The 14146-nt window shown below is 29.0% G+C and carries 16 protein-coding genes; all 16 read right to left on the bottom strand.

From position 1 onward, the window contains the following. Positions 1–24: 24 nt before the first annotated feature. A complete protein-coding gene (rfbA, locus tag ACZZZT_RS06680; RefSeq protein WP_463459834.1) occupies positions 25–909 on the bottom strand; it encodes a glucose-1-phosphate thymidylyltransferase RfbA in 885 nt (294 codons plus the stop codon). Positions 910–980: 71 nt separating this feature from the next. Continuing rightward, positions 981–1826, bottom strand: coding sequence for a dTDP-4-dehydrorhamnose reductase (gene rfbD / locus ACZZZT_RS06675; protein WP_463459833.1), 846 nt, complete (start codon positions 1824–1826; stop codon positions 981–983). Beyond that, positions 1826–2374: a dTDP-4-dehydrorhamnose 3,5-epimerase gene (rfbC, locus tag ACZZZT_RS06670; RefSeq protein ID WP_463459832.1), complete on the bottom strand. Its 549-nt coding sequence runs from the start codon at positions 2372–2374 to the stop codon at positions 1826–1828. The genes rfbD and rfbC overlap by 1 nt, the downstream gene beginning before the upstream one ends. Before the next feature lie 26 nt (positions 2375–2400). Further along, positions 2401–3543, bottom strand: coding sequence for a DegT/DnrJ/EryC1/StrS family aminotransferase (locus ACZZZT_RS06665; protein ID WP_463459831.1), 1143 nt, complete (start codon positions 3541–3543; stop codon positions 2401–2403). Then, on the bottom strand, positions 3533–3961 hold the full coding sequence (locus tag ACZZZT_RS06660; RefSeq protein WP_463459830.1) for a WxcM-like domain-containing protein: 429 nt from the start codon (positions 3959–3961) through the stop codon (positions 3533–3535). Before ACZZZT_RS06660 ends, ACZZZT_RS06665 begins: the two co-directional genes overlap by 11 nt. A gap of 382 nt (positions 3962–4343) precedes the next feature. Further along, positions 4344–4922 (bottom strand): MraY family glycosyltransferase, encoded by a 579-nt coding sequence (locus ACZZZT_RS06655; RefSeq protein ID WP_463459829.1) that lies wholly within the window; start codon positions 4920–4922, stop codon positions 4344–4346. A 10-nt stretch (positions 4923–4932) separates the two neighbouring features. Next, entirely contained in the window at positions 4933–5865 is a 933-nt protein-coding gene (locus tag ACZZZT_RS06650) for a GDP-L-fucose synthase family protein (RefSeq protein ID WP_073395897.1), read from the bottom strand. A gap of 47 nt (positions 5866–5912) precedes the next feature. Continuing rightward, positions 5913–7031, bottom strand: a complete 1119-nt coding sequence (gene gmd / locus ACZZZT_RS06645) for a GDP-mannose 4,6-dehydratase (protein WP_463459828.1) — start codon at positions 7029–7031, stop codon at positions 5913–5915. A 7-nt stretch (positions 7032–7038) separates the two neighbouring features. Beyond that, on the bottom strand, positions 7039–7938 hold the full coding sequence (locus tag ACZZZT_RS06640; protein ID WP_463459827.1) for an NAD-dependent epimerase/dehydratase family protein: 900 nt from the start codon (positions 7936–7938) through the stop codon (positions 7039–7041). After that, a complete protein-coding gene (locus ACZZZT_RS06635; RefSeq protein ID WP_463459826.1) occupies positions 7935–8090 on the bottom strand; it encodes a hypothetical protein in 156 nt (51 codons plus the stop codon). The genes ACZZZT_RS06640 and ACZZZT_RS06635 overlap by 4 nt, the downstream gene beginning before the upstream one ends. A gap of 44 nt (positions 8091–8134) precedes the next feature. After that, the gene (locus tag ACZZZT_RS06630) at positions 8135–8677 is read right to left on the bottom strand and encodes a glycosyltransferase family 2 protein (protein WP_463459825.1); all 543 of its coding nucleotides are present in this window, start codon (positions 8675–8677) and stop codon (positions 8135–8137) included. Beyond that, entirely contained in the window at positions 8677–9756 is a 1080-nt protein-coding gene (locus tag ACZZZT_RS06625) for a glycosyltransferase family 4 protein (protein WP_463459824.1), read from the bottom strand. Before ACZZZT_RS06625 ends, ACZZZT_RS06630 begins: the two co-directional genes overlap by 1 nt. Positions 9757–9978: 222 nt before the next feature. Continuing rightward, a complete protein-coding gene (locus ACZZZT_RS06620) occupies positions 9979–10713 on the bottom strand; it encodes an EpsG family protein (protein WP_463462389.1) in 735 nt (244 codons plus the stop codon). A gap of 382 nt (positions 10714–11095) precedes the next feature. Beyond that, a complete protein-coding gene (locus ACZZZT_RS06615) occupies positions 11096–11983 on the bottom strand; it encodes a hypothetical protein (protein WP_463459823.1) in 888 nt (295 codons plus the stop codon). Positions 11984–11989: 6 nt separating this feature from the next. Next, positions 11990–12880: a glycosyltransferase family 2 protein gene (locus tag ACZZZT_RS06610; protein ID WP_463459822.1), complete on the bottom strand. Its 891-nt coding sequence runs from the start codon at positions 12878–12880 to the stop codon at positions 11990–11992. A 1-nt stretch (position 12881) separates the two neighbouring features. Then, the gene (locus tag ACZZZT_RS06605; RefSeq protein ID WP_463459821.1) at positions 12882–13949 is read right to left on the bottom strand and encodes a glycosyltransferase family 4 protein; all 1068 of its coding nucleotides are present in this window, start codon (positions 13947–13949) and stop codon (positions 12882–12884) included. Between the last annotated feature and the right edge of the window lie 197 nt (positions 13950–14146).

Raw genomic sequence — 14146 nt, 5'->3', positions numbered from 1 at the left:
AAAAAATTGTTTATCTAACAGAAATTAAACTTTAACAACTTTTTTCTTTTGTTTTAAAAAATCAATTAAATAAGATCCATATCCAGATTTCACTAAAGGCAATGCAAGTTCCTCTAACTGAGTATCATTTATAAAGCCCTGTCTCCATGCAATTTCTTCGATACAGCCTACTTTTAAGCCTTGTCTTTCTTCAAGAACCTGAACAAATTGTCCTGCTTGCATCAAACTATTAAAAGTTCCCGTGTCTAACCATGCCGTCCCTCTGCTCAAAATACCAACTTTTAAAGCTTCTCTTTCTAGATAAACTTTATTTACATCGGTAATTTCATACTCACCTCTGGCACTTGGCTTAATATTTTTAGCAATCTCTACGACTGAATTATCATAAAAATATAATCCCGGAACCGCATAACTGGATTTTGGTTCTTCTGGTTTTTCTTCGATAGAAATCGCCTTGTAATTCTCATCAAATTCAACCACTCCATAGCGCTCAGGGTCTGAAACATGATAAGCAAAAACTACACCACCATCTGGTTTTGTATTAGATTTTAGAAGCTCTTGCATGTTGGAACCAAAAAAGATATTATCACCAAGTATTAACGCTACATCATCTTTACCGATAAATTCTTCTCCAATTACAAAAGCCTGAGCTAGTCCATTAGGGATTGCTTGTTCTGCATAACTAAATTTACAACCTAAACTAGAACCATCCCCTAATAATTTTTTGAAATTTGGTAAATCATGTGGAGTAGAAATAATTAATATTTCATTGATCCCAGACATCATTAACGTTGATAAGGGATAATAAATCATCGGTTTATCATAAACAGGCATCATTTGCTTGCTCATAGCAAGTGTTAAGGGATGCAAACGCGTGCCTGAACCTCCGGCTAATATAATTCCTTTCATATATCTTTTATTTTACATTTTGGATTAGACTTTCTTCCAATGCTAAAACATTAAAATTAATCATCTTTAATCTATATAAACATTTTTCGTAAGCTATCTTTATAATTGGCAATATTAAAATTATAAAGAGTTTTAATTTTTTTCTTATCTAACAATGAAAACTCGGGTCTTTTTGCAGGAGTTGGATATGAAGATGATGGAATTCCACCAACATTACAATTATAACCTCCAAATTCTTTTATGCTCAACGCAAACTCGTACCAACTTATTTCTCCTTCGTTTGAATAATTGTAAATACCCGGAACCCAGTTTGAAGATTCCAAGATATCAATCATCGCCTGAGCCAAATCTGCAGCATAAGTTGGCGAACCAATTTGGTCATTAACGACATTAATCGATTCTCTTTCCTGCATTAATCTTTGCATTGTCTTAACAAAATTATTGCCAAACTTACTATATACCCAAGAAGTTCTAATAATAATTGAATCAGGGCAATTATTTAAACATGCTATTTCACCAGCCAACTTACTTTCTCCATAAACATTTATGGGGTTGGTGGGTGCTTCTTCATTTAATGCAATAGCTGAAGATCCATCAAAAACATAATCTGTTGAAATATGGATCAATTTTACATTATTCTCCAAAGCATATTTGGCTATTAATTCAACAGCGAAATTATTAATTGTAAATGCTAATTCTTTTTCAGTCTCTGCTTTATCAACCGCTGTATAAGCACCACAATTTAAAATTATATTAGGTTGAATACTCTCTAATTGTGTATTCAAAAGATCGAGGTTATCTAATGTAATCATCGTTCTGTCTGCAAATATCCATTGATAATTTTGATAATTCATGGATAAAACATTGAGTTCAGATCCTAATTGTCCATTTGCTCCCGTTACAAGAATTTTTTTCATTAAAATAAACTATTACAATTTTCTATAAAAGGAAGTATCTGGTCTTTTTCAGAAACTATTGCTTCCTCTAAATTCATGCCCCAATCGATATTTAATGATGGATCATCGTATTTAATTCCGCCTTCAGATGATTTATTATAAAATTGATCACATTTATACAATACAGAAGCTGTTTCGCTAATAACCGAAAAACCGTGTGCAAATCCTTGAGGAACTAGTAATTGTTTTTTGTTTTCTGCAGATAATAAAACACTAAAAGCTTTTCCGTAAGTAAGAGAATCTTTTCTTAGGTCTACTGCAACATCAATTATTTCACCTTCTAAAACACGAACCAATTTTGTTTGCGCAAAAGGTGGATTTTGATAATGCAAACCTCTTAAAGTACCTTTTTTTGAAAAGGACTGATTATCCTGAACAAATTCAATATTAATTCCTAAATTTTCAAATTTAGTTTTGCTATAGGATTCAAAAAAATAACCTCTTTCATCACCAAAAACAGTTGGTTCTACAACCACTAAATCTTTTATAAATGTTTCTTCAATTTTCATATTAAAAATGTAATTCTTATTTCTATTTAATAATCAAAAAAGGTTTTGATAACTTCTTCAATTCTAATTTTATCCTCTTTTGTCAAATTTGATCCGGAAGGCAGACAAAGGCCTTTTGAAAATAAGCCCTCGGCAATTTTGTCACCGTAGTACGGATATTGCATGAAAATTGGCTGTAGGTGCATTGGTTTCCAGAGTGGCCGACATTCAATATTTGCTTTTTCAAAAGCAAGTCGCAAATTTTCGCTATTTATATTTTTTTCCAAAATTGGCTCAACCAAAATTGCATTTAACCAATAGTTAGAAAAATAATCTTCATGTAATACTTCAAAAAGAGTTACATTTTTAATACTATCAAAAAGATCCTTATAAAAAAAATGTGTTGCTCTTCTTGCTGAAATATTATTTTCAAGCATTTTAATTTGTCCCAATCCAATACCTGCACATACATTACTCATTCTGTAATTATAACCAACTTCACTATGCTGATAATGCACGGCAACATCTTTTGACTGGGTTGCGTAAAAAATCGCTTTTTCTTTTGATTCTTTTGAATTTGAAATTAATGCACCTCCACTAGAAGTTGTAATAATTTTATTTCCATTAAATGAAAGAATTCCAAAAGTTCCAAAAGTTCCACATTTTTTACCTTTATAAGAGCTCCCAAGTGCTTCTGCACTATCTTCAATTATCGGAATATTATAGCGGTCTGCAATAGTATGTATTTCTTCAACTTTATACGGATTTCCATATAAATGAACAGTAATTATTGCTTTAGGTTTCTTTCCTTTTTTTATTCGGTCTTTTATAGCAATTTCAAGAAATTCCGGACTAATATTCCAAGTATCCGCTTCACTATCTACAAAAACAGGAATCGCTCCCTGATATAAGATAGGATTGGCTGATGCCGAAAACGTCAGAGTCTGACAAATAACCTCATCTCCGGCTTTTACTCCTAATAAAATTAAAGCCAAATGTATGGCCGAAGTTCCTGAGTTTAAAGCTGTAATGAATGATCCATCAGAAAAATAATTTTGCAATTTATTTTCAAAATCATCAACATTTGGCCCCCCAGAAGTAACCCAATTTGTTTCTAGTGCCTTCTGAATATATTCTTGTTCAAAACCACTTTGTTGTGAAAGAGATAAATAAATTCGTTTATTTTCCATTTATTTTCCAATAATCTGAATTATAACGAACATCATCATCGCTGACATTTGATAAAGGTAAGGTTGAAAATGACATTAATTTTGAATTTGATTCTAAAGATTCTATTGCGTTTGCATAACCAGCCGGTATATGAACAATTTTACTTTCTGAATCAGAAACAAATATTGTTTCTATAACTAAATCTTTTGAAGGTTTTTCCCAATTATCAATTTTTACAAAATGAATTTTAAAAGATCCGTTTAAGCAATAGAAATTCTTTTCATCTAACTTATGCCCTTGCCAGGATCGAATTGGATTTTCATCTGAATTACTAATAATGTAAAACCTCTCGATATCTTTAAAACTAAAATCATTTACAAATGAAATAGTTCCACGATGATCTGAAAAATTTCCGCCCTGAATTATTTTAGGAGTCATACATTAACTTTCAAATTATTTTTATTAAATAAATAAAATTTTAAAGTATATACTAAAAGCAAAGGCGTAATTATAAATACAAATAAAATTAAGTCTTGTACTTTTTGATAAAAATAAATAACCAAAACAGAAATTACTAGTTGTGCCAGTGCATAATATAGTGAAACCAACCTATGCTGAATTTTATATTCGTTACTTAATACCTGATAAAGATGTAAACGATGCGCTTCGAAAATATTTTGTTTTAAATACAATCGATGTAATATAGTACAAATAGCATCAACCCCGTAAATAGCTAAAAATAAAAGCCAGATAACGGAATTTGTTATCAGAATAAGTTTTAATACTAAATAAATTATCCAAAAAGCGATTGCAATACTACCTACATCTCCAGCAAAACATTTAGCTTTTTTCCTGTAATTAAAAACAAGAAAACTAAACTTGCAATCATTGCATATTTCATAAAATTGCCATCGGTAAAAAGTTGGATTTTTGTATTGACATATAGTAATGATCCCATTACAACCAAGGTGTACAAACCAGTAATACCATTAATTCCATCCATGAAATTGTAGGCATTAATTAGTCCGATAGCTAAAACATATGCTATTATTACTCCCCACACAGGAACGAGATTAAATAATCCTAAATCATAGAAAATTAAGGTTATCGAAATAAAATGAACAGAAATTCGAATTTTATTTGAAAGGTTTTGAATGTCATCCCAAAAACTAACTAAACTCACCAATGTAATTCCGGTAAAGAAAAAGTAGTTAGTCTGAAAATGCTGGACGAAATAAAGTAAAGCAGAGAACCAAAAAATAATTCCTCCACCTCTTAAGGTAATTTCTGTATGTGAACTTCTTTGATTAGGTTTATCAATGATATTAAACTTGTCAGCTACCTTGAAATAGAGTAGCATTATAATCATTAAAAGGATTCCTATTATTGTGTATTCCATTATTATGAAATTATTCCCAATTAGTATTTTTTATTTCATCATACACTTTCTGAATTCCCTCTTCAAGAGTAGTTTTTGCCTTCCAACCAAAACTGCTTAATTTTGAAACATCCATTAATTTACGTGGAGTACCATCTGGCTTAGTGGTATCAGTCAAAATTTCTCCTTCAAAACTAACTATTTTTTTAACCAAAATTGCCAAATCTAAAATTGAAATATCTTCACCAACTCCAATATTAACTAATCCTGACTCATTATAGTTCTCCATTAAAAATACACAAGCCTCTGCAAGATCATCAGCATGTAAAAACTCACGTTTTGGATTACCGGTCCCCCAAATAGTTACGGAAGCATCTCCATTATGTTTAGCTGTGATAAATTTTCTTAACATCGCTGGCAATACATGAGAATTCTTTAGATCGTAATTGTCATTGGGGCCATATAAATTAGTAGGCATAACTGAAATAAAATTACAACCAAACTGATCTCTATATGCATCACACATTTTAATTCCAGCAATTTTTGCAATTGCGTAAGGTTCATTTGTTGTCTCTAATTCTCCAGTTAGCATATATTCTTCTTTTAATGGCTGTGGCGCCATTTTAGGGTATATACAAGAAGAGCCCAAAAACATTAATTTTTTTACTTTGTTTATATACGATTGATGAATAACATTATTTTGAATCATCAAGTTTTCGTAAATAAAATCTCCTCTATAAGTATTATTAGCAATAATTCCTCCAACTTTTGCTGCAGCTAAAAAGACATAATCTGGTTTTTCACTTTGAAAAAAATCAGCTACAGCTTGTTGATTTCTAAGATCAAGCTCTAAAGAAGTTTTTAAAATAAAATTGGTAAAACCTTTGGCTTTTAATTGACGTAAAATAGCCGAACCTACCATTCCTCGGTGTCCAGCTATGTATATTTTATCATTTAAATTCATAATGCTTATTTCTAATTCAAGAATAAAATAATCCTGATTTATCTAAATTAATATTTAATAATCGATCTTACTTCTTTTAGCATCTTTTCTTTTTTAACATTCTGAATATCTGATGCCATCATTTCTTTCACTAATCCTTCCAAATCATATTTAGGCACCCATCCTAATTGTGTCTTCGATTTTGTTGGATCTCCAATAAGCAAGTCTACTTCTGTTGGACGGAAATATTGTGGGTCAACAGCAATAATTTGTTTACCAATCTCAAGTATATATGCAGGATTACTACAAGAAGCTACATATCCTTTTTCATCTACTCCTTCTCCTCTAAATTCAATTTCTACTCCTACTTCTGCAAATGACATTTTAACAAAATCACGCACGTAAGTAGTCTCTCCCATTGCTATTACATAATCCTCAGCAACTTCCTGCTGCAAGATTCTCCACATTGCTTCTACGTAATCTTTGGCATGTCCCCAGTCACGCTGTGCATCTAAATTTCCTAAGTATAAGCAATCTTGTTCTCCTAAAGCAATAGCAGCAGTTGCCATTGTAATTTTACGAGTCACAAATGTTTCCCCTCTTCGTGGTGATTCGTGGTTAAACAAAATTCCATTACAAGCAAACATTCCATAGGCTTCACGATAATTTTTGGTAATCCAAAAACCATAAATTTTTGCTGCTCCATAAGGTGAACGTGGATAAAATGGTGAATGCTCATCATAAAATCCTTTTGCATTTTTATTCTCAGCCAAACCACCATATAATTCAGAGGTCGATGCCTGATAAATGCGTGTTTTCTTGTCTAATCCTAAAATTCGTACTGCTTCCAGAATTCTTAGTGTCCCAATACCATCAACATTTGCAACATATTCCGGAGAGTCAAAAGAAACTTTCACATGACTCATGGCTCCTAAATTATAGATTTCATCAGGCTGAACTTCTTGAATAATTCGAATGATATTAGTAGAATCTGTCAAATCTCCATAATGCAACTTAAAATTCACATGCACTTCGTGTTGATCCTGATATATATGATCAATACGCTGTGTATTAAAAGAAGAAGCCCTTCTTTTAACTCCATGAACCATATAACCTTTCTCTAATAATAATTCTGCCAAATATGATCCATCTTGTCCTGTGATTCCAGTTATAAGTGCAATTTTCATTTTTATTTTATTTATTTTCCTTAAAAGATTCAAATGTTTTTATTAGGCCCGTTTCAGCTGATATCGGTAATGATTTACCTATAGCTTTAATTATTTTGCTATTGCTTACCACATAGTTATCTGTTAATTTCTTCAAGCGTTCTGAGTTTAGGGGCAAACTTGAATAATCTCCCAGTTTTGCAAGAAATTTTATAAAGGATGAGTTAATATTCCATATCAAGTTTTTCCTCCCTAAACTTGCTCCTAAAAGTTTAATTAACTCATTTGTTGATAAAGTTCCATCATCAGCTACTTGATAAATTCCTGAAGAAATTTTTTCGTTTTCTAATAATTCCTTAATAACAAAACAAAGATTTTCAATACTTAAAAACGAACGTCGATTTTTGAAGGCACCTAAAGGCCAAGGTAAGCCTTTAGACACTAATCGATATAAAAGATTTAAATTTCCTTTATTCCCTGGACCATGAATCATGCACGGTCTTAGAATGTAAACTTTTTTCCACGCAGGTAATTCTTTGCTTAAAATATATTTTTCCGCTTGCAGTTTGGCAATTCCATAATGTGTTTTAGGGTTTTCTATTTTATCTTCTGTTAAAACTTCTTCAACTTGATCTGCAACTGCTTTTACAGTACTCATAAATATGAAAATTTTAGCATCCGATTCTAAAAAAGCATTAAATAATTGTTTTGTTAATTCAAAATTAGCATCATAATAATCTTTGGCATTTGAAACTTTTTTTAAGTCATGGGCTTTACCGGCAAGATGGATTACCGCATCACAAATTATATTAAAATATTGCCCTTTATGATACCTTACACTTAAAGTATCTATTTGATGAATTTTATTAAGGTACTTATTAAGATTTAATCCAACAAAACCTGAAGCTCCAGTAATTATTATTTTCATTTACGCAAAAAACCTATTATTTTCCACATAAATCTCATTCTAATTTTAAGCGGAGAAAATGCAATTCCATTCATTTTGAGTGCTTTTTTAATTTCTTTGGTAATTAACTTATAAGATGAAGCTCCTGAACTGCTCAAACCTCCAACCAACATTTCAGTAGTTGTTATGCTAGAATATTTCCAACTTATTTTATGTTTTAAAAAAACCTAGTGATCAATTCATAGTCTGCACCGATTTTAAAATCTAAATGATAAACTCCGAATTTATCAAAAAGATACTTTTTAAAAAAGATAGAAGGATGCGGAGGCATAAAGCCAATTCTAAGTTTTTGAGGACTCCAATACTTAGATGAATATAATCTTAAACTTTTACCTGTCTTGGTATGTTGACTAATATCTCCAACAGAAGCATCTACGTCATATTTAGTATGAAAATCAACTAATTCCTCTATTATAGTATTTGAAGCGAAAGTATCATCGGAGTTAAGAATTCCTATTAAATCACCTGTTGCTAAATTTATTCCTTTATTCATAGCATCATATAGACCATTGTCAGATTCTGAAACCCATTTACAAATTTTATCTTCATGCTTTTTAATAATGAATAGCGTAGCATCTTTTGATTTACCATCAACTATAATATATTCTATATGTTTATACGTTTGATTTGCAACTGAAAGAATCGTCTTTTCAATAGTCATTGCACTATTATAGCAGACTGTAATTATTGATATCTTCATTATTTGTACAAATTTTCATATACATCTAAAGTTTCTTCATAACATTTCTCCCAAGAAAACTCATTTCCTCTTGCGAAACCTTTTTTTATTATTTCACTTCTATTTTTTTCAATTTTCACAACAGCTTGATTAAAAGAAGAAATTTCAAGATTATCTATCAAAACACCCGCATCCTGGCAAACTTCAGAAATAGATGATGCATTTAAAGCAATAAAAGGGCAACCAGCTTTCATTGCTTCTAACAAAGGAATGCCGAACCCTTCGTAAGATGACGGATAAATCAATATATAAGCACTGTTATATAATTCATTTAACTTTTTATTTTCAACATTCACCATTAACTCCCATCTATCTTTCAACAAATTATTTAACATACTCAACTCTTCTTTATTTAATTTAGCTCCTACGATCTTAAGTTTATATCTCATCTCCATTTGAGATACTGCTTTTACACAAAAATCAAAATTTTTATATGTAGCTCTTGAGCCAACAAAAAGAAAATATGGAGATTCATCATCTTGGATTTTAAGTTCTGAAATTTTGTAATAATCAGGGGAAACACCGTTGTATACAACTTTAATTTTTTTTGTTGAAAACTCTGGAAAGAAGTAAAGCAAATCCTTTTTTGTGTTTTCAGATACACACAATACAATATCAGCCGCATCTATAGCTTTTCTTTTTTGTGAGGAGTGTATCCATTTTTTTAGTCCACTAGCAAAATGTTCGTATGTAAAATCATGGACGGTGACTATTTGTTTTACATAATTATTTTCTTTAACTTTTTTACTTACTACCCTATAGTAAGATGAATGAAAAATAAATTTACCATTTTGCACTTTCAAATCTATTTCGCGATATCTTGAAAAAAACTTCCTAATATAAACCTTATCATTAATAAAACTATTAGGGTTAATATCTAAACATTTTCTAAAAATATTTTCAATTTTATTGTTTTCTTCAATAAATAAAGAATTGATTTTTTTCTGTTTTAAAACTTTATCAATAATTTCATACCAATATACAGAGATCCCTCCTGATTTCTGCAATGAAAAGACTATATTATCAAGTATTATATTCATATTATACAGTGTAGTTTTTATTAATAAAGAATTAATTTACATTTGAATGTAAATTAATTCTTTATTAAATTTTTAATTTCTCTCCTTATATTTTCAAAAACATTAACTAAAATATAGATGCTCTAAATTGAATATTTTTATTAAGACAAAATTAACTAAAAATGGTTTTAAAGGGAACGTACGAGTCATAACTAACGCCATTTATCGTTACGTATAACCTCATTAGAAAATATACAATAAAGATAGAAAATAAAAAAATCTCAAATCCTTCTTTCTTATATTATTTAATACTACGGGTACTATTACTATAGAGGCCATATCATATGCAAAAGACAATCTAACTAGAGCTACGGAAATAGATATAGTACTGAAATAAATTAAAATCCCAACCCAATATAAATTTAAATATCCCCTAAATTCGACGCCTCTTTTTTCAAGCAGAAAAAGAAAATACAATGATAATATAAATATGAAAATTTTATTAACGAATCCTTTAAAAATTATTTGTGCCATAGGAATTTCAACACCAAAAGCATCTTCGCCATTTTCGATATAAAATTGTATTTTACTTTGAGCCATTCCTCCAAAAACTGATCCTAAACTAAGCATTAAATTTGATAGAAAAACCGTCAGCATTAAACTAAGTGCAATACTAGAAATCATTATAATTGGACGTATTTTCAGAGGATAAACCCACCATGCAATAATAAAAATCAGTGATGTTCTATGAAATAACATTGCTAAAGATAACATTGACAAGAATTTTAACAATTTTCTCTCCTGAATATATCTTATCGAAAAAAACAATATTACTGTAGCTATAGATTGTCTTACAAAAAAAATATTTCCAAATGATGTACTCCAAAGAAATAAAAGAGAAGTTACTGGATAAGGACTAAATTTTAAAATTGCGCTACTCTGAAATGCAAATAGAATTATTGCTGATAAAAAAGCAATATTGTATAATTATCAAAGATGATTTTTGCAAATTCATTTATTCTCGCAAAACCCCATTCAAACTCGCTTTCTAAATTCCATTCAATTGAAGATTCAAAAAAACATTATAAGCTTCCCAATCTGTTCCTGTTTTCCATCTTATAAATGAAAGCAAGAATAAGAATAAACTTAGAAAAACAAAAAAAACTTGTTTTCTAACTGTCTAAGTCCATAAATTTCAAATCCTGAAAAAATAGCTAATACAGTAAAAATTAAAAAATATAATATCATTTTTTCTTTATAACCCCAAACAAATTATTAATTAACTGCATAGTACTTATTAACTACAAAATTATCTAATCCAAAGAAAAAGTGTTTTCTAATGGGCATTTCAATTTAATGTCTAATATTGTTTTCCAAATATTTTAAACAAAATATTAAAAATATTTCTTGGTATAACGTATTTAATTATTTCAATAAAAGAATGCTGCCCATAGATAACCTCCATTTTTTTTGAAATATAATTAGAATATCCTAAATTAACAATTTCTGCGTTGAATGGAATGTGCTCACATATAGCTTCATTCTTATCAAAAGTATTTAGAACAACTTTATATTCTAAAGCACAAACTGCCCTATAATTATAAACTGCTACGCCTCCAAAAGCAGAAATAACTTTATAAAAAACTTCTTTTTGTCTTAAATTTGCACTAATACTTCTTAAAATATCTCGGGAATTTCCTGATTCAAATAACGGTATATTTCCCATAGAGTATTCTTGAACTGCAAAAAGATCATAAAATATTTTAGAATAAACTTTATTAAATATTTTTTTAACAGTTATTCCATAAGCAAAAATAGCACCACATTTTTCATCGCATTTTAAAATAGAATCTACAACTCCTTCAACAGAAAAAGATTCAACATCTATATCTATTACGATAAGATTGTCAATATTATGATTGATTTTTTTTATATAATTAATATAGATATTCCTATATTTTGCCATTTTTTCAATTCTAAAAAAACTTACTAAAGGTTTAATATTATTTGATGTTTTATTAGGAATAGTCAAACTATTATAATCGTAAGAAATTATTTTTACCCCTGATTTACTTTGTTCCCAATTAAATAATAAAGCCTTCGTATTATCCTTACTATCATTTTCAACAACGACAATTTGTGACCATCTAAAATAGCTTCTTAGTTCTTCTACTAATTTTATATTTCCTATTAATGATTTTTCACAATCTCTAGCTAAAATAGCCACTACAATATCTTTATCTATCATTTTGTTTTATTTCAATAATGAATAAACATATTCTCGTCTTTCTTTATGTGTAATCCTTGAATCAAGTAATATAGGAAGTCTTATAATAAAAAAGACCAATCTAAAAATATAATAATTTAGAATAAATGAATTTTTCTTCAAATACTTAAATAAACTAACCGTAATCATAATTCTCCTTTTGGCAGAGAAACTATCATCAGTATTACTACCTCCTTCTAGATGAATTATTTCAGCTCCTTTGACTAAAAGCCTTTTTAACCCTAATTTGCTAATTTGTTTTTGTAAATCTGTTTCTTCATAGTACATAAAAAACATTGGATCAAATCCTTTTAGGCTTTTAAACAATTTCCTAGATAAAAACAAATCAGCACCTGTTATATAATCAACTTCAAAATAATTAGATTTCTCAAATTCTCGTTTCTCTTTTTTAAAAGGAGATTTGAAAAAATGTTTCAAATAATTATTAACTACTTCAAAAATTATTCTTCTCTTTGAGGGAAAACTTTCAGAAGAATGAATAGTTTTTCTATCTTCATCCAGTAAAACAGTGCCTAAGCAACCAATACTTAAGTTTTTATTAGTTCTTGCAAAATTTAAAAAATAAAGAATCGCATTATTTAATAAAATCGTATCTGAATTTAATAAAAAAATATATTCTCCATTTGCTTTCTCAACACCTAAATTATTTGCTTTACCAAATCCGATATTACCACCACTTTGTACAAAAACTACCTTGGGAAATTTTTCTTTGATAGTTTTCTCTGAGCCATCTGTTGAATTATTATCTACTACTACTATTTCAAAAACAATATCTTTAGTTTGTTTATATATGGAATTAATACAATTTACTAATAAATCTTTTGTATTATAATTTACAATTATTATTGATACATCCATATTAACTCTTAACTAAATTAATAAATTTATCAAGAACAAATTCCCAACAATACTGTGCAACAAATTCTTTTGATTTTTTTGCTAATTCAATTCTTAGATCATTATCATTTAGCAAAAATTTTATTTTTTCTACTATATCATCAACATCCTTAGGAATAATAGTAATCGCATCACTGTAGTTATTAACGTGCTTGTGACCGGGAATATTTGTAGAAATCACTACACATCCACAAGCCATAGCTTCAGCTGGAGGTAGCGCCCATCCCTCAGTAATACTTGGAGATAAAAAAATTGCATTTCTATTATATATCAAACTTACGTTTTTTGGATTAGAATTGTATTTTATCCATGAAGGAATTCGTTCTGCCCTCTTATTTACTCCAAATAATTCTACTTCTAATTCTGGAAACACTCTTTTCAATTTTTCAAATGCTTCTAAACCATAAACCGTACCTTTTACATTATCATTCTCCCCATACATCATACAGATACTTAAAGGTTTTCTATTTTGGACATCATTTGTAACGTTAAATAATTTTGTATCAATAGCAAGATTAGTTAAAATGGGCTCAGAAATTGAATTATATTTCTTAACCTTATTATATAAAAAATCAGAAATAACTAGGTTCGTTATGTTTTGATAATTATATGATTTATGAACTAAATCTTCATTACCATCCCAAATTTCATATCCTTGTATTAAATTTACTTTTTTACCTTTTGAAACTGATAAACTTTTTAATGGTTCTACTAAAGACCACCAAGTTGTTATAGTAGCATCAGCATCTCTAATAGAATTATTAGTCATCACATCTATAAATCTAAATTTAACTTTATCATCAAATATAAACCAATTAGGTTTTGGATGATTATTATATTTAATAAATGAAATAACTTTTCTTAACCATAATGGTCTTGATTTTGGATAAGAAAAATATGGTGTATTCTGATTATGGTAAACAACAACATCATGCCCTATCAAAGACATTCGATTAGCATATTCATACATTATTTTCACCCCTCCTCCAGGTGTCGGCGCAAAAAAGGGCAATATAAAATTAAGTTTCATTGAATTTTATGGACTTCTAAAATTTAAAATCTGGATCAAGCGAATTCTAATAAATATGTGAGTTAGCTAGGTAAAGAACATCTTTTCGATCTATAACAATTAACTATTCAATTTTATTTAGACAAAAAACATGATTTACGTTCAATAACTTGTGATTTAATTTTTTTTAGAATTTGATAAAAAGAACCGACAAAAAG

The organism is Flavobacterium sp. AC274 (genome assembly GCF_979258275.1).
The sequence above is the reverse complement of the archived record's forward strand: the minus strand, read 5'-3'. Positions and strand labels throughout refer to the sequence as shown.